The 16,026-nt window shown below is 59.9% G+C and carries 13 protein-coding genes; 6 read left to right on the top strand and 7 right to left on the bottom strand.

What is annotated here, in order from left to right; all coding sequences use genetic code 11:
- Window positions 1-45: 45 nt before the first annotated feature.
- Both ACM1ZW_RS26260 and ACM1ZW_RS26265 read right to left on the bottom strand, forming a co-directional pair.
- Entirely contained in the window at window positions 46-525 is a 480-nt protein-coding gene (locus tag ACM1ZW_RS26260) for a DUF934 domain-containing protein (RefSeq protein WP_017338476.1), read from the bottom strand.
- A complete protein-coding gene (locus ACM1ZW_RS26265) occupies window positions 522-2,195 on the bottom strand; it encodes a nitrite/sulfite reductase (RefSeq protein WP_017338475.1) in 1,674 nt (557 codons plus the stop codon). The genes ACM1ZW_RS26260 and ACM1ZW_RS26265 overlap by 4 nt, the downstream gene beginning before the upstream one ends.
- 364 nt (window positions 2,196-2,559) lie before the next feature.
- Here ACM1ZW_RS26265 and ccoN point away from each other — a divergent pair, with 364 nt between their 5' ends.
- Together ccoN and ACM1ZW_RS26275 are read left to right on the top strand one after the other, a co-directional pair.
- Window positions 2,560-3,987, top strand: a complete 1,428-nt coding sequence (gene ccoN / locus ACM1ZW_RS26270) for a cytochrome-c oxidase, cbb3-type subunit I (RefSeq protein WP_416739681.1) — start codon at window positions 2,560-2,562, stop codon at window positions 3,985-3,987.
- A gap of 15 nt (window positions 3,988-4,002) precedes the next feature.
- Window positions 4,003-4,224 carry a hypothetical protein gene (locus ACM1ZW_RS26275; protein ID WP_017338473.1) on the top strand — a complete coding sequence of 74 codons (222 nt, stop codon included), beginning with the start codon at window positions 4,003-4,005 and terminating at the stop codon, window positions 4,222-4,224.
- Window positions 4,225-4,361: 137 nt separating this feature from the next.
- Here ACM1ZW_RS26275 and ACM1ZW_RS26280 read toward each other — a convergent pair whose 3' ends face one another.
- The 4 genes from ACM1ZW_RS26280 to ACM1ZW_RS26295 form a co-directional block, all read right to left on the bottom strand.
- The gene (locus tag ACM1ZW_RS26280; protein WP_017338472.1) at window positions 4,362-4,856 is read right to left on the bottom strand and encodes a hypothetical protein; all 495 of its coding nucleotides are present in this window, start codon (window positions 4,854-4,856) and stop codon (window positions 4,362-4,364) included.
- A gap of 128 nt (window positions 4,857-4,984) precedes the next feature.
- Window positions 4,985-5,506 (bottom strand): GNAT family N-acetyltransferase, encoded by a 522-nt coding sequence (locus ACM1ZW_RS26285; RefSeq protein ID WP_416739682.1) that lies wholly within the window; start codon window positions 5,504-5,506, stop codon window positions 4,985-4,987.
- 76 nt (window positions 5,507-5,582) lie between these two features.
- On the bottom strand, window positions 5,583-6,563 hold the full coding sequence (locus tag ACM1ZW_RS26290) for a LysR substrate-binding domain-containing protein (RefSeq protein WP_416739683.1): 981 nt from the start codon (window positions 6,561-6,563) through the stop codon (window positions 5,583-5,585).
- Between the two features lie 75 nt (window positions 6,564-6,638).
- Window positions 6,639-7,079 (bottom strand): carboxymuconolactone decarboxylase family protein, encoded by a 441-nt coding sequence (locus tag ACM1ZW_RS26295; RefSeq protein ID WP_017338469.1) that lies wholly within the window; start codon window positions 7,077-7,079, stop codon window positions 6,639-6,641.
- A 205-nt stretch (window positions 7,080-7,284) separates the two neighbouring features.
- On the opposite strand from ACM1ZW_RS26295, the gene ACM1ZW_RS26300 reads away from it, so the two are divergent.
- The 4 genes from ACM1ZW_RS26300 to ACM1ZW_RS26315 all read left to right on the top strand — a co-directional run bounded on the left by ACM1ZW_RS26300 (window position 7,285) and on the right by ACM1ZW_RS26315 (window position 10,678).
- A complete protein-coding gene (locus ACM1ZW_RS26300) occupies window positions 7,285-8,718 on the top strand; it encodes a PLP-dependent aminotransferase family protein (RefSeq protein ID WP_416739684.1) in 1,434 nt (477 codons plus the stop codon).
- A gap of 123 nt (window positions 8,719-8,841) precedes the next feature.
- Window positions 8,842-9,135 carry a putative quinol monooxygenase gene (locus tag ACM1ZW_RS26305; RefSeq protein WP_414878247.1) on the top strand — a complete coding sequence of 98 codons (294 nt, stop codon included), beginning with the start codon at window positions 8,842-8,844 and terminating at the stop codon, window positions 9,133-9,135.
- Between the two features lie 191 nt (window positions 9,136-9,326).
- Entirely contained in the window at window positions 9,327-9,737 is a 411-nt protein-coding gene (locus tag ACM1ZW_RS26310; protein WP_414878248.1) for a cupin domain-containing protein, read from the top strand.
- 230 nt (window positions 9,738-9,967) lie between these two features.
- On the top strand, window positions 9,968-10,678 hold the full coding sequence (locus ACM1ZW_RS26315; protein WP_017338465.1) for a hypothetical protein: 711 nt from the start codon (window positions 9,968-9,970) through the stop codon (window positions 10,676-10,678).
- A gap of 163 nt (window positions 10,679-10,841) precedes the next feature.
- On the opposite strand, the gene ACM1ZW_RS26320 is transcribed toward ACM1ZW_RS26315, so the two are convergent.
- Window positions 10,842-15,743, bottom strand: coding sequence for an NAD-glutamate dehydrogenase (locus ACM1ZW_RS26320; protein WP_017338464.1), 4,902 nt, complete (start codon window positions 15,741-15,743; stop codon window positions 10,842-10,844).
- Window positions 15,744-16,026 lie beyond the last annotated feature (283 nt).

Here is a 16,026-nt window from a genome sequence, read left to right on the forward strand (position 1 = left end):
TCCACCTGCAGGAGCTGCCGAAGTCTGCGATCTTTTGATCTTCTCTTATCGCCGTCGAAATAGCGGGCGCGGCTCAATCACCGAGCGCCCATACAGCACGCTCATGCCCGCCAACCCCTTGAGCGCATCTTCGGCGGACTTGTCTTCACGTACGGCAAAGCTGTCAAAACCGCATTGACGCATGTGGCTGAGCTGATCACGCAACACATCGCCGATCGCGCGCAATTCGCCGGTCCAGCCCAGTCGGGTGCGCAGCAGGTACGCCTGACTGTAGGCGCGTCCGTCGCGGAAACTCGGGAAATCCAGGGCAATCAGCGGCAGTTGCGCAAACCATGGCTTGAGGCACTCCACCTCATCGTCCGGGCCCAACCAGACCCCGCGCTGTTGCGGATCTTCCAGCCAGCGGGACAGCGGCAGAATCAGCGGACCTGTGGGCCATCCCGCATCGGGGTCCCTGAGCAACGTCCACGGGTCGTCAGGGACAATCCGCGCCTTACCCACCTCCAGCCGCAGCAGATTGTTCATGCCGACACCTCCAGCAGCTTCGGATAAACCGCTTCCTTGAACGGCTCCAGACCGATGCGCTGCAAGGTGTCGACGAACAGTTCTTCGCTCTCGCGGTAACGCACGAAGGTGGCGATGATTCGTTCGATGACGTCGGGCACTTCGGCGGAGCTGAAGGACGGGCCGATGACTTTGCCCAACGCGCTGTTCTTGCCCTGGGCGCCGCCGAGGGTGATCTGGTACCACTCGCTACCGTTCTTGTCGACGCCGAGAATGCCGATGTTGCCAATGTGGTGATGGCCGCAGGCGTTCATGCATCCGGAAATGTTGAGGCTGATGTCGCCCAGGTCATGCAGGTAGTCCAGGTCTTCGAAGCGCGCCTGGATGCCCTGCGCAATCGGGATCGACTTGGCGTTGGCCAGGGCGCAGAAGTCGCCGCCGGGACAGGCGATGATGTCAGTCAGCAATCCGACATTGGCGCTGCCGAGGCCATGCTCGCAAGCCAGGCGCCACAGAGCGAACAGGTCCGACTTCGGCACGTCGGGCAGGACGATGTTCTGCTCATGGGCGATGCGGATTTCGCCGAAACCGAACTGCTCGGACCACCCGGCAACGGCGTCCATTTGCTCGCCGGTGACGTCGCCCGGCGGTGCCGCGATGCCCGGCTTGGTCGACAGCACCACACTGGCGTAGCCCGGCACCTTGTGCGGTTGGACGTTGCGCGACACCCAGCGGGCGAAGGTCGGGTTCTCGGCCAGGCATGTGCCGAACTCCAGATCGGTGTTAGACAACGAACGGTAATCCGGTGGTACGAAGGCACTGGCGACACGCTCGTATTCAACGCCGGTCAACTGTGCCGGGCCATCCTTCAAGTGCTGCCACTCCTCCTCCACTTCCCTGGCAAAGGCTTCGATGCCCAGCGCCTTGACCAGAATCTTGATCCGCGCCTTGTACTTGTTGTCGCGCCGGCCGTGGCGGTTGTAAACCCGCAGCACCGCCTCGACGTAGGACAGCAAGTGCTGCCACGGCAAGCCTTCGCGAATCTGCAAACCAAGAATGGGCGTGCGCCCCAAACCACCGCCAACGATGACTCGCAGGAGCATTTGTCCGTCGGTGCCGGGGTAAAGATAGAGGCCGATGTCATGCATCATGATTGCCGCGCGGTCCTGCTCGGCCGAGCAGATGGCGATCTTGAACTTGCGCGGCAGGAACAGGAATTCCGGGTTGATGGTCGACCACTGGCGCAGGATTTCCGCCAGGGGGCGCGGGTCGATCAGTTCGTCGGCGGCCACCCCGGCGAAGGCTTCGGTGGTGATGTTGCGCACACAGTTGCCAGAGGTCTGGATGGCATGCATTTCCACCTCGGCCAGGCGCTCGAGAATCTCCGGTACCTGGGCCAGTTCGATCCAGTTGAACTGCATGTTCTGCCGCGTGGTGAAGTGGCCATAGCCGCGATCGTAATCCCGGGCGATGCTCGCCAGTGTGCGCATCTGCCGGGCGCTGAGCGTGCCGTAGGGAATGGCCACGCGCAGCATGTAGGCGTGTTTTTGCATGTACAGGCCGTTCTGCAAGCGCAGCGGCAGGAACTCCTCTTCGCTCAACTCGCCCGCCGTGAAGCGTTCGACCTGATCGCGAAACTGCGCAACCCGCTCGAAGACCAGCGCCCGGTCATAGTCGTCGTACTGATACATGTGGCTACCTCATCAGGATTGATCGGGCTCTGCGGCTCGTTCTCGATGAGGCGACTATGAGGGGCGCCGGGAAAACATTACAGATTCAGAAAGCGGCGAAAAAACCATATCAGCCTTCACATTACAGGGGTCGTTTCAGCATTTCCCCAACGATGTCCAATCGTACGAATCCCCGACCGGGGTTTATTAAACTTCTGGATTCCATCCACCGATACTGTCCACTCTGCCAAGTGCAGGCTCTCGCAACTGATCCGTATAAATTACGCTTTCCTGAATCTGTTTTGTTTTCGATCAGGTTTCTACAGTTCACGGCATGCCAGTCCGGGTGGCCTGGCAAGACTTTGCAACCGTGGAAGCATTGACCATGAGCACAGCGACAATCGGACAGGCCTATAACTACAAGGTCGTCCGCCAATTCATCGTGGCGACCATTGTCTGGGGCGTCGTGGGCATGGCGATGGGGGTGTGGATCGCCTCGCAACTGGTGTGGCCCGAGATGAACCTCGACCTGCCGTGGACCACCTTCGGCCGCTTGCGTCCGCTGCACACCAGCCTGGTGATTTTCGGCTTTGCCGGCAGCGCGCAGTTCGCTGCCAGTTACTACGCGGTGCAGCGTACCTGCCAGGTGCGGCTGTACTCGGACACCCTCGCCGCGTTCACTTTCTGGGGCTGGCAATCAGTGATCGTGGTCATGCTGATCACCCTGCCGCTGGGCTATACCACCACCAAGGAATACGCCGAGATCGAGTTCTCCGGCGCGGTGTGGATGACCGTGGTCTGGGTGGCCTACGCCATCGTGTTTTTCACCTCCGTGGTGCAACGCAAGACCCGACACATCTACGTCGGCAACTGGTTCTTTGGCGCGTTCATCGTGGTGATTGCCATGCTGCACGTGGTCAATCACCTGTCGATTCCCGTGGACTGGTTCAAGTCCTATCCGGTGTATTCCGGGGCGACCGATGCGATGGTGCAGTGGTGGTACGGGCACAACGCGGTGGGCTTCTTCCTGACCACCGGGTTCCTCGGAATGATGTATTACTTTGTGCCCAAGCAGGTCGGGCGGCCGGTGTATTCGTATCGTTTGTCCATCGTGCATTTCTGGGCGCTGATCACCCTGTACATCTGGGCCGGTCCGCACCACTTGCACTACACGGCGTTGCCGGACTGGGCGCAGTCGCTCGGCATGGCAATGTCATTGATCCTGCTGGCGCCGAGCTGGGGCGGGATGATCAACGGCATGATGACGCTGTCGGGCGCCTGGCATAAGTTGCGCAGCGACCCGATCCTGCGTTTCCTGGTGCTGTCGCTGGCCTTCTACGGCATGTCCACCTTCGAAGGGCCGATGATGGCGATCAAGACCGTCAACGCCCTCTCCCACTACACCGACTGGACGATCGGCCACGTGCACGCCGGCGCCCTCGGTTGGGTGGCGATGATCACCTTCGGTGCGGTCTACCACATGATTCCGAAAGTCTTCGGCCGCGAGCAGATGTACAGCACGCCGCTGATCAATCTGCATTTCTGGCTGGCGACCATTGGCACCGTGTTGTACATCGCGTCGATGTGGGTCAACGGCATTACCCAGGGGCTGATGTGGCGCGCGATCAACGACGACGGCACGCTGACCTACTCCTTCGTCGAAGCGTTGCAGGCCAGCCATCCAGGATTTGTGGTGCGTTTTGCCGGCGGCGTGTTCTTCCTCAGCGGCATGCTGCTGATGGCGTACAACGCCTGGCGCACCGTGCGGGTTTCCGACGCGGCGATGGCAGAACGTGAAGCGCAGATTGCCTGAGGCGAGGAGCTGGAAATGATCGAGATGATACTCAATGGTTTAGGCGTGGCGGGGCTTTGGCTGGCGGTCGAGTACTGCCTGAAGCAGCAGACGGCGCAGAGCCTGGAAGAGGCAAGCCTGATGCCGTTTGCCGATGACCCGGAGGTGGCACGGCGGGTGGAACTGGCGACGGGGAAAGTCGTGAAAGCGGTGGCGCCGGAAGAGCCGAAACCGGGATGGTTAAACCTCGAAATCTGAATCACCACCAGCCAATGTGGGAGCGGGTTTGTGTGGCGAGGGCGCTTGCTCCCGCTCGGCTGCGAAGCAGTCGCAAAGCATCTGGGGCCGCTTCGCGACCCAGCGGGAGCAAGCTCCCTCGCCACAGGGGATCGGGTTTAGCCGCGATCGCGTGGAATCAGGCTCTGCAACTGTTGCGCCAGGAAATTCGCATCGAAGGCAAAGGTGTCCGGGTCTTTCAAGCCATTGGTCTTGCGCCACTGCCAGTTGCTCGAAGGCGGCAGGCACACAAGAGAAATGCTGCCATAGCGCGCGGCGGTCAGGCCCATCACGGCCAGGGAAATCTGCCCGCCCGCGCCCATCACATCCGGTACGAACTCCACCGGTTTGCCGGCGATCACGATGCCGAGTTTCTCGGTCTTGAACGTTGACGTCTCGACCGGAACGCTTGGCCCCGAGGCCACGTAGGCCTCACGGCTCACTTCCAGCAGGTTGGGCGCCTGGACCGGTTCGAGCCATTGCTGGATCTGATCGAACAGCTCGCCAATGCGCGTCGCCCATACGGCTGACTGCGACTCGAACAGTTGTTTTTTGTGCGCTTCGCTGTCTGCGTAGTGGCGAAGCATTTCACCCAGTTGCTGTACATCGTCCATTACGGTGTTCCTTTGGTTGAAACCGTGCTGCGGACTTTGAGCATGGCAGATGCCGGCGCCGGGCGTACAAGTCAATTGCACAGACGGTCACATCACAGGACACTCGCGCCTCGCATTGGCGCAGTCACTCAACCGTCCTTGGGCGTGCGACGCAGGCGCGCCATGCTCAAGGTGTCCACCAGCCTTCCGTCACGCACCGCGTAGTCACGAAACAGGCCTTCGGTTTCAAAGCCGAACTTGCGATACAAACCGATGGCCGCTTCGTTGTCGGCGTACACCGCAAGCTCGACCCGTTGCAGGTTCATCCAGTTGTCGGCGATGTCCAGCGCGGTGGCCAGCAGCTTCGAGCCAACGCCCTTGCTCTGCCACCCTGGCAAAACGCCCATGCCGAAGCTGCCGGCGTGACTGCGACGGATCCGCGAAAACTGCTCCAGGCCAATGCTGCCGATCACCAGGCCCTGATGCAGCGCCACCAGTTTGATTTCGCGTTCGTTGTCCGACGCCAGGCGTTTGCGCCAGAGCTCGGTGGTTTGAAACGGCATTTGCAGCACTTGCCGGGTAACGGCCGGCTCGTTGTAAAGCGCGGTGATGCCTTCGATGTGGCTTTCGTTGAAGCGTTCGAGGGTGACGACAGCGTCAGTGACGGGCATGGGTGATTCATCCTTGAGACAGACATGGCCGCTCACTCTACAACGCATACTTCAAACATGGCGAGTACCCGATGTGTCAGCCTTCAAACCATTCCCGGCGCTCTTCGAAGGTGTTCTGGATCAGCTCGACGATCATCTGCACCTGCGCTTCGCCCTCGGACTGCGCATTCACCGCCATCCACACCGCACGCTGCATCGGCTGGACGAACAGCCCCGGCAACGCAATAAGACCGCGGTCAAAGCGGCTGATGTAGCCGGGCAGCAAACCGATGCAGGCACTGCAGCGAATCATCTCCAGCAGCAGCTCATAGGAATGCAACTGCACGACACCGGCCAGGCGCTGGTCCACCACGGCATTCCACGGGACGAAACTCTCGACCTGACGGTGAGACTGCCATTGCACCAACAGGAAATCCGCGAGGTCATCGAGGCTGTCCGGACGCGACGCCGTGCGTGAGTATCGCTTGGCGATATGCGGCAGGTAATCAAGCCGCGCCAGGCGCCGGGGCTCGCTAACCGCAAAGCTCGGGCCCGGCAGGGGCGATTCGGTGCCAGCCAGCCACACCACCACATCGGCGCTGACGGCTTGCAGTGCCAGTTCGCTGTCGAGGGTGATGATGTCCAGGCGTACGCTGGCGTTGCGGCGCAACAAGGCCACCAGGTCGCGACCAAGCATGTCGTGCAGGATCGATTCAGCCACTGCCAGGCGCACCAACGGTTGTTCGATCACCGGCAAATCGCGCTCATGAGCCAACGCAATCAACTGCGCCTGAAGCTGCAAACCTTCACGGCTGAGGGTGACGCCATTGTCGCAATGGCTGAACAGCGAACATTGCAGTTGCGTTTCGAGCAGTGCCAGTTGCTTGCGCAGCAAGGTGACCTTGATGTTGAGACTGCGGGCTGCCTGCATGAAACAGCCGCAGCGGGCACTGACCATGAACGCCCGGGCCAGTGGCGGATCGATCGCCATGGCTTGCGTGCGCCAGGACGCTGTGGTTGCTACCGGCGAACGGTATCCGGCGGGGATTTGGCGCCCTGTGGTTTCCATGAATGACATCGATGACTCCCTGTCGATATGTCCTTTGAAAACTTCATCCTGCGCAACGATGATGAACCTGGTGTGACATCCGCTTCATACGCTGGGTGTTTGGCGAAAACTCACCGCCAGGCGATTCCAGCTGTTGATGGTGGTGACGGCGATCGTCAGGTCGACCATCTCGCTTTCACTGAACTGCTCCCGGGCCAGAGCGTAGACGTCGTCGGGCACATGGCTTTGCGAGAGCAAGGTCACCGCCTCCGTCCAGGCCAGCGCCGCACGTTCCCGTGGGTTGAAGAAGCCACTGTCGCGCCAGACCACGATTGAATACAGGCGCCGGTCGGTCTCGCCGAGCCGTCGCGCATCCACCGAATGCATGTCGGTACAAAAGGCGCAGCCATTGAGCTGGGAGGCGCGGATCTTGATCAGGTGCAGCAGCGCCGGCTCGATGCTCAGGTTACTGGTCAGCGCCTCCATGGCAATCATCGCTTTCATCGCTTTGGGCGACGCGCTGTAGTAATCCAGACGGGAAGTCATGGCGTGCCTCGTGGATCGATTGATGCTTTTTACACTAGGCGCCGATGCGCAAGCGTTACAGATCCAATACAGCGAAATTCCGGTGGACCACCCGGCAACAGGCCAATCCTCGGTTTTTCACCCACGCAACTTCTGCGCAGCGGTGCTTGCGGGTAATCTGACGCGACGCACACGCGTCTCAACCGCCCCTAGGAGCCCCGCCGGTATGGAACTTCATGTTGTCATCAACGGCCGCAAGGACCTGGCAGGCCAGTTGTACAACCAACTGCGCAGCGCCATCGAATCCGGCCGTCTGACAGCCGGCACGCAGCTGCCGCCCAGCCGATTGCTGGCCGAGCAGCTGGGCATCTCGCGCAAGACCATTTCCGACACCTACGCGCAACTGACGTATGAAAACTTCCTCACCGGCGTGATCGGCAAAGGCACCTACGTCAATGCCCGGACCGCAAAAGCATTGCCCAAGCAAAGCCATTCGCAATTGGCGAGCGCCGAAGTCATCGAGTCGTGGCGCAACCTGCCCGTGTTTTTGCGCCATCCGACACTGGAAGGCTCGCTGCGCTATGACTTCATCGGAGGAGCCACCAGCAAGGGCCAGTTTCCACAGGACGATTGGCGGCGCTGCACTTCCCACGCGCTGCGTAAGATGACCGGTTCCAAAGGCTTCTACAGTTTGCCAGAAGGCCTGCCGGCGCTGCGTAACGCGATCGCCCGGCACATCGCCTTTTCCCGTGGCGTGAACTGTCAGGACGAAGACGTGGTGGTGTGCAACGGCGCGCAACAGGCGCTGGACCTGATCTCCCGCGTGATGACTCGCCCCGGCAGCATCGTCGCCATGGAAGACCCCGGCTACCCGCCCGCGCGCCTGCTGTTTGGTACCCACGGCGCCACGGTGATCGGCGTGCCGGTCGACGCCGAAGGCCTTCAGGTCGACAAGATCCCGCTCGGTACGCAGCTGATTTATGTCACGCCGTCACATCAGTTTCCGCTGGGCATGCCGATGAGCCAGGCGCGGCGAGTGGCATTGCTGGAGCGCGCCTACGAGCTCGGCGCGATCATCATCGAGGACGATTACGATAGCGAATTCCGCTATGAAGGGCGGCCCACCGACTCCCTGCAAAGCATGGACGAGCGCGGAATCGTCGCCTACGTCGGGACCTTTTCGAAAACCTTGCTGCCGGAGTTGCGCCTCGGTTATGCGATCTTGCCGCCAGCGATTCTCGAAGCCGTGATCCAGGCCAAGCAACTCACCGACCGGCATACCTCCACCCTGCCCCAGTGGGCGCTGGCCAAGTTCATCGCCGAAGGCTGCCTGCTCAAGCATATTCGCCGGTGCCATACGATCTACGCCGGGCGTCGCGAGCGAATCCTGACGCGTGTGGCAGGTGACCTGTCCCCTTGGTTCGAAGCCATCCAAAGCACCGCCGGGTTTCACATGGTGCTTATGTGCAAAGTGCCTATCGATATGCCGTTGGTGATCGAACTGGCGAAAAAGGTTGAAGTGGGACTGTATTCCATCGAGGACTTCTACTACCAACAAGCGCCACGGGCCGGGCTTCTCATGGGCTTTGGCGCCATTGAAACCCTCGACATCGACACCGCCCTGGACCGTCTGCGGGACATTTTGCAGCAAGTCGCCTGACAGATTGGTCTGGGTTTTTATCCGGCGATTGGCTATTGGCGGTCCCAAGGTGCGGGCCTATCCTGCATAAGCGTTATCCCTCAATGAGCAGGATTCGTCCGGCCTGATTCAGGAGTGTGAGCAATGTCCAACGAAGTGATCAATACCGTAAAGGTGCAGGCCGCCGCCGGCCGCTCGGACGAACTGGGCAGGCAACTGCAAAAGATTGTCGAAACCCTGCGTGAACAACCGGGCTGCGAATCCTATATGGTCGACCGCTGCCCCGAAGACAGCAACCGCTGGCACGTCAGCGCCCGCTGGCAATCGGAAGCGGCCATGCAGATGCATTTCAACTGCCCTGAAGTCCAAGGCTTCATCGGTCTGATCGACAGCCGACTGGCCAACGCCGTCGACTTCAACAGCTTTCCTATCGTCTAGAGAGTCAGGTCCCGGCTTACGGTCATTCCTGCAGGGCAATGGGTACCCCTGCAAGAGCAGCCGCAAGCCGGGATCTTCACGTATCAAAGCCCGCAATTGGTCCCCTGTCCTTCTCGCAAATTGGCTGTTTGATTGCCGTCACTGCCGGACTAACGTTGTGCCTGACAACTAACCACCGCAGGTGATGAATCATGAGAGTTTTGCGTTTACTTGCTGCCCCGCTTGCCGTCTTCGCCCTGACCGTATCTGCCTCGACATTCGCCCACGACCCCTCGGAAAAAGTCACGATCCTGCAGGACGAAGTCCTCAAGAACGTCCCGGGCAAAAAGGCGCTGATGATCGAGGTCGATTACAAACCCGGCCAATCCTCCATCGCCCACAAACACGAAGGTACCGCCATGGCGTACGTGCTTTCGGGATCGATCGTTTCGCAGGTGAAAGGCGAGCAAGCGAAAACCTTCAAGGCCGGCGAGTATTGGTATGAACCGGCCGGGTCGGAGCATCTGGTCTCGAAAAATGCCAGCGCGACCAAGCCGGCCAAACTCCTGGTATTCATGGTGTTGTCCCCCGACGAGAAAGTGTTGATCCCCTTGGAAAACTGATAGCTGAGCGTACAGCCATAAATAAACAGGCCCGAATCTGACGTTCGGGCCTTTTTATTTCTCTACGCAATTAAACGAAACGATTTAAACCAAATAAAAACTATTGGCCACCTGATAAGTGCGGTTATTGGCTATTTCATTAAGTACCGACAGGTTTAGTCTGAAAACACCGCCGACTCGCTCGGCAACTTACACTTGGCGACTCAAGTTGTTTCACTGGAGAAACACCCATGAAACTTGCACTTGTCAGTACCTTGACGATCACCGCTGTTTTAACCGGATGTTCAATTCCCACCGCGCCAACCGCCGTTTCTTCACTCGACGGTGTCTTCACCGACCCCGTCAGCCGCAGCAGCGCCACCCATGTCGCCAGCGGCAGTCATGTATCGCTGGGCATCGTTTACAGCCGCAACACTCAGACCAACCGTGCCTATCTTCAGGACTACCAGGCGAATGCCGGCACCGGTTTCGGCCAGAGTCTGCTGGTGCAACCGATTCATGATGCCTACGTTGCCACCTCCAGGCCCGACATGGCGGTGGATTGGGTCAAGGCATCCTTGCAACGTCAGTTCGGTTCGGTAACCGTGTACCCGGACATGCAAAGCCTCAAGGTCGCGAAACCGGACATGGTGGCGATTGTCGACACCCGCAGCCAATTGATCACCTCGCGCAGTTCCGACGTCGAGGCCGATGTGAGTGCGGTTTTTTATGATGCCAACTTTAATTACATCGGGACTGCGCAAGGCCACGATGCCAAAGCATTGAGCCCGGTGTGGGCGGACTATAAACGCAGCGAAGAGATCGTGGCGGATATTAATGAACAGCAAAATGTGCAAGTTCGGGCATTGCAGAAGTTTGACCAGTCGCTCAGCAATTTATTGACCGGGCCGACAGATAAAGTATCGATGATTGATAATAATTCAAGTCGTAAGTTGTATTAAGGCTAATGGCCCCGTCGCGAGCAGGTTCGCTCCCACAATTTGAAATGCATTCCAATGTGGGAGCGAACCTGCTCGCGATGGGGCCTTATCAAACACCACAAAACCCAAAGCAGAAAAAAAGCCCCGCATCTCTCAATGCGGGGCTTTTTCATTCAGCGACTGATCAGGCCGCGGGCTCCAGTTCTGCACTGACAGTGGCAGCAACAGGCACTACCGCCTGCCCGCTCAACGCCAGATCCAGCAGTTCACGGTTGGCCACCGCGTACATGGCGTAATCAGTGCCGCTCGCGGCACGGATTTCCACCAGCATGGCGCGCCAGCGATCGATCATGCCGACGTGCTCTTCCATCCACAGCGCCAGTCGAGTTTCCACGTCCTGAGTGCCGTCGCCCTGTTGCAGGACGGAGATGGTGATCGCACGTTGCTGCCAGTCGACGTCATCGCGGAACGCTTCACGGGCCAGGGCCTGCCAGTTGTTTTCAACCGGCAGAGCGCTGATCTGTTGCAGGTACCAGGTGATGTCCAGCGCGCTGCCCACGGCGAAGTAGGCCTTGGCCACGTCCGCAGGGTTTTGGCCGGTCACGTCGGAGGCCTCGATGATCGGCAGCAGGGTGTACAGGTGCGAAGTGCCAGCCACCATGCGTGCGAGCAACTCCGGCACGCCGGCTTCGACGTACGCCTCGTAGCGGGCCTGCCAGTTCTCGTGGATCTCGCCGCTCAGCAGTTCGTCGAGCTTGAGCCCCAACTCTTTCAGATGCGGACCGAAATGCGCGACGTCACGGGCAGCGTTCTGCTCGTTGCGACGGGCACGCAGGAACCAGCGCGTAGCGCGACGGCCCAGGCGCATCAGTTCGTCCATCAGCTCCAGTTGAACGTCAGCGGAAACCTGGTAGTCCAGGGCTTCGATCTGACGGAACCAGTGCGGGAGATGGAAAATGTCACGCACGATCACGTAGGCACCGGCCACGTTCGCCGGGCTCATGCCGGTCGACTCTTTGAGTCGTTGAACGAAGGTGATGCCCATGTGGTTGACCAGATCGTTGGCGATCTGGGTGCTGACGATCTCACGCTTCAGACGGTGACGGCGCATGGCTTCGGAGAACTTGCTCACCAGGCTCGGTGGGAAAGCGGTTTCCATGTCGCGCGTCAGGTAGTCGTCGTCCGGCACACGGGAGTCCAACAACTGCGCCTTGAGGTCGATCTTGCTGTAGGAGATCAGCACCGACAGCTCGGCACGGGTCAGGCCATGGCCTTCCGCAAGACGCTCGTTGATCGCTTCTTCCGACGGCAGGAACTCGATGGCGCGATCCAGCTTGCCGCGGCCTTCCAGATCGTTCATCAGACGCTTGTATTCGGCAATCCGTACGAACGCACGGCGTGCCGCCAGGGACAGGGCCTGAGTCTGCTTGTAGTTGTTGCCCAGCACCAGGTTGCCGACTTCGTCGGTCATGCTCGCCAGCAACTGGTTACGTTGCTTGTCGGTCATGTCACCGGCCTGAACCACTTCGTTCAGCAGGATCTTGATGTTCACTTCGTGGTCGGAGCAGTCCACGCCACCGGCGTTGTCGATGAAGTCGGTGTTGGAACCGCCGCCATTGAGGCCGAATTCGACACGACCCAGCTGGGTCATGCCGAGGTTGCCGCCCTCGCCCACGACTTTGCAGCGCAGCTCGTTACCGTTCACGCGCAGCGCATCGTTGGCCTTGTCGCCGACATCGGCGTGGCTTTCGGTGCTGGCTTTGACGTAGGTGCCGATACCGCCGTTCCACAACAGGTCTACCGGCGCCTTGAGCAAGGCGTTCAGCAGTTCGGTCGGAGTCAGCTTGTCCGCTTGAATGTCGAAGCGCTCTTTCATCTGCGGGGAAATCGCGATGCTTTTCGCGCTACGGGAGAAGATCCCGCCGCCTTCGGACATGATGCTGGTGTCGTAATCCGACCATGCCGAACGCGGCAGATCGAACAGACGCTGACGCTCGGCGAAGCTGTTCGCAGGCTCAGGGTTCGGGTCGATGAAGATGTGCAGGTGGTTGAACGCAGCGACCAGTTGCAGCTTGTCGGACATCAGCAAGCCGTTACCGAACACGTCACCGGCCATGTCGCCGACGCCCACTACGGTGATGCTGTCTTCCTGGACATTGATGCCGCGTTCGCGGAAGTGACGTTGTACGCCCACCCACGCGCCCTTGGCGGTGATGCCCATTTTCTTGTGGTCGTAACCGGCAGAACCACCGGACGCGAACGCATCACCCAGCCAGAAGCCGTAGTCGATGGCGATGCCGTTGGCGATGTCGGAGAAGGTTGCAGTGCCCTTGTCCGCAGCGACCACCAGGTACGGGTCATCGTCGTCATGACGCACGACGTTGGCCGGCGGAACCAGCGCGCCGTCCTTCAGGTTGTCGGTGATGTCCAACAGGCCCGAAATGAAGATGCGGTAGCAGGCGATGCCCTCGGCCGCGATCTCGTCACGGCTGCCGCCCAGCGGCAGGCGACGCGGCAGGAAGCCGCCCTTCGCGCCCACTGGCACGATGACCGAGTTCTTCACTTGCTGGGCTTTTACCAGGCCCAGGACTTCGGTACGGAAGTCTTCTTCACGGTCGGACCAGCGCAGGCCACCGCGAGCGACGTTGCCGAAGCGCAGGTGCACGCCTTCGACGCGCGGCGAGTAAACGAAGATTTCGAACTTCGGAACCGGCTTCGGCAGTTCTGGAATCTGGTGCGGGTTGAACTTGAAGCTGAAGTAGGACTTGTTGTGCCCGTTTGCATCGGTCTGGTAGAAGTTGGTCCGCAGGGTCGCCTTGATCAGGTCCAGGTAGCGACGCAGGATACGGTCTTCGTTCAACACCTGGACGTCGTCCAGCGCGCTCAGGATCGCGTGTTCCAGGCGTTGCTGCTTGTCTTCCAGATCATCGCTGGTGAGCTTGCGCGCCAGGTAGAAACGGGTCTTGAACAACCGGGTCAGTTCGCGAGCGATGTCGGTGTGGTTGTTCAGGGTACTGGCGATGTAACCCAGGTCGAAGCCCAGACGAATCTGCTTCATGTAGCGGGCGTAGGCACGCAGCAGCGCCACATCACGCCATGGCAGGCCGGCGGTCAGCACCAGACGGTTGAACGCATCGTTCTCGGCATCGCCGCGCACGATGTGGACGAAAGCGTCCTGCAGGGTGTCGTTGAGTTGCTGGATGTCCAGTTCCAGGCCTTCGGCGGCGGTGAACGCGAAGTCGTGAATCCAGAACTCGCGGCCATTGGTGTGACGCAGGCGATACGGGAACTCACCCAGCACGCGCAGGCCGAGGTTTTCCAGGATCGGCAGCACGTCGGACAGTGCCAGCGGGGTATCGGCGTGGTACAGCTTGCAATGCAGCTCGCGCTGGCCGGATACCTGGCCCAGTGGCTGATAGAAGCTCATCACCAACGGGTTTTTTTCGCTCAGGCTCAGCAGGTGCTGCATGTCGACCACGGCCGAATGCGCAGCGAAACGCTCGCGGTAACCGGCCGGGAAGCCTTTCGGGAAATCCGCCAGCACGTTGGTACCGTGTGCTTCGCCGAAGCTTTCCACGACCAGGCTGGCGTAGTCGTCCTGCCAGCTGCGGCAGGCTTGTACCACTTCTTTTTCCAGCAGGACCGGGTCGATGTCCAGACGGTTTTTCGGATCGACGCGCAGAATCAGTTGCACGCGGGCCAGCACGGACTCGGAGAAGAATGTCCAGAACTCACAGTCCGAGGCTTTCAGGCGATCCATCAGCACTTGCTGGATCTTCTGGCGCACTTCGGTGGAGTAGATGTCACGCGGCACGTAGGCCAGGCAGTAGCAGAAACGACCGTACGGGTCTTTGCGCAGGAACACGCGGATCTTGTTCCGTTCCTGGATCTGCACGATCGACATCACAGTGCTGAACAGCTCGTCGACCGGGGTCTGGAACAGGTCATCACGGGGCAGCACTTCAACCACCTGCGCCAGTTCCTTGCCCAGGTGAGCCTTGGCCTGGAAGCCGGAGCGGCGTTCGATCTCTTCGACCTTGCGACGGATGTACGGGATGACCCGCACGCTCTCGCCATACACCGACGAGGTGTACAGGCCCATGAAACGGCATTCCTTGATGACCTTGCCGTCGGCGTCGATCTCGCGGATCGATACGTAATCCGGGTAAGCCGGACGGTGCACGCGGCTTGGGTGTGCAGCCTTGGCGAACGACAGCAGGGTCGGTTCGCGCAGGTAGTTCACGGCGTAGTCTTCGATGCGCAGGTCATCGTAGGTCAGGCCGGTGCGCAGCAGTTTGGTCAGGCCGAGGAAGGAATCCTGGTCGTAAACGATGTGGCCGCCGTCGGCTTCATCACGCACCACGAATTCTTCATAGCCCAGGAACGTGAAGTGGTTGCCCACCAGCCATTCCAGGAAGCTTTTGATTTCGGCTTTTTCTTCAGCGTCGACAGCGAACTGGCTGTTGTCCAGGCCGGTCAGGATTTCCTGGACCTTGGCTTTCATCGGCTCGAAATCGGCGACCGCGACGCGGACTTCACCGAGAACCTGCTCCAGCTCTTTGCTCAGGACGTTCAGTTCGGCCGTGTTCGCGCAACGGTCGATTTCCAGGTACATCAGGGATTCTTGCAGGATCCCTTCGCCCTGGGTGCCTTTCGGCAGGATTTCCAGCAATTCGCCCTTGCTGTCGCGACGCACGCTCAGCACTGTGGTTTGCAAGGTATGAATGCTGTAGCCGCGACGGTTCAGCTCGGTACGCACCGAGTCCACCAGGAATGGCAGGTCGTGGTGCAGCACTTCGACCGCGGTATGGGTCGACTGCCAGCCGTGGCGTTCGTAATCAGGGTTGTAGACGCGAACCTGTGGTTGCGCGTGATCGAAGCGCTCAAGCAGGCGCCACGCAGAAAGGGTACAGCCAGCGAGGTCGGACAGCCGACGCTGGGTCAACTCGTCCAGGGAAATGATGCCGAAGAATTGTTCAGCGAACAGCGCCACTTGTGGCAGTGCCTGTTCACTGATGTGCTGCGCCAGTGCCGCTTGCAGTTGGTGCTGGAAGTCGGCTTTGCTGGCTGCGGTGAAGAACGCCATCTGTGGTACTCCGCTTGGGCTTGTTATTGATGGAAGCGTCGCGTGCAAAACCCCTTTCGGGGCGATCCGTCACCCTGTTCCTGATTCTCGGGCAGAGGAAACAGGGTGACAGGTGGGTGAAGCTGGACGAGACACTCAGGTCACATTCACCTTCCATGAATGGGCATCTGCAAAAACGACTGGCGAACCTCTAGCGCAATGTCTTTACAGGTGCTCATCCGTTGCGCAGCTTAACGAGTGCGGCAAGGCCCGTGCTTGCAGCGCTGCGACATATTCGGTCATC

It is taken from the genome of Pseudomonas sp. NFX71 (assembly GCF_048079215.1).
GTDB classification, from domain to species: Bacteria; Pseudomonadota; Gammaproteobacteria; order Pseudomonadales; family Pseudomonadaceae; genus Aquipseudomonas; species Aquipseudomonas fluorescens_B.

What these genes read in the sequence shown, in the direction of transcription:
- ACM1ZW_RS26260 (WP_017338476.1), bottom strand. Translation starts at nt 525, where the DNA reads ATGAACAATCTGCTGCGGCTGGAGGTGGGTAAGGCGCGGATTGTCCCT.
- ACM1ZW_RS26265 (WP_017338475.1), bottom strand. Translation starts at nt 2,195, where the DNA reads ATGTATCAGTACGACGACTATGACCGGGCGCTGGTCTTCGAGCGGGTT.
- ccoN (WP_416739681.1), top strand. Translation starts at nt 2,560, where the DNA reads ATGAGCACAGCGACAATCGGACAGGCCTATAACTACAAGGTCGTCCGC.
- ACM1ZW_RS26275 (WP_017338473.1), top strand. Translation starts at nt 4,003, where the DNA reads ATGATCGAGATGATACTCAATGGTTTAGGCGTGGCGGGGCTTTGGCTG.
- ACM1ZW_RS26280 (WP_017338472.1), bottom strand. Translation starts at nt 4,856, where the DNA reads ATGGACGATGTACAGCAACTGGGTGAAATGCTTCGCCACTACGCAGAC.
- ACM1ZW_RS26285 (WP_416739682.1), bottom strand. Translation starts at nt 5,506, where the DNA reads ATGCCCGTCACTGACGCTGTCGTCACCCTCGAACGCTTCAACGAAAGC.
- ACM1ZW_RS26290 (WP_416739683.1), bottom strand. Translation starts at nt 6,563, where the DNA reads ATGTCATTCATGGAAACCACAGGGCGCCAAATCCCCGCCGGATACCGT.
- ACM1ZW_RS26295 (WP_017338469.1), bottom strand. Translation starts at nt 7,079, where the DNA reads ATGACTTCCCGTCTGGATTACTACAGCGCGTCGCCCAAAGCGATGAAA.
- ACM1ZW_RS26300 (WP_416739684.1), top strand. Translation starts at nt 7,285, where the DNA reads ATGGAACTTCATGTTGTCATCAACGGCCGCAAGGACCTGGCAGGCCAG.
- ACM1ZW_RS26305 (WP_414878247.1), top strand. Translation starts at nt 8,842, where the DNA reads ATGTCCAACGAAGTGATCAATACCGTAAAGGTGCAGGCCGCCGCCGGC.
- ACM1ZW_RS26310 (WP_414878248.1), top strand. Translation starts at nt 9,327, where the DNA reads ATGAGAGTTTTGCGTTTACTTGCTGCCCCGCTTGCCGTCTTCGCCCTG.
- ACM1ZW_RS26315 (WP_017338465.1), top strand. Translation starts at nt 9,968, where the DNA reads ATGAAACTTGCACTTGTCAGTACCTTGACGATCACCGCTGTTTTAACC.
- ACM1ZW_RS26320 (WP_017338464.1), bottom strand. Translation starts at nt 15,743, where the DNA reads ATGGCGTTCTTCACCGCAGCCAGCAAAGCCGACTTCCAGCACCAACTG.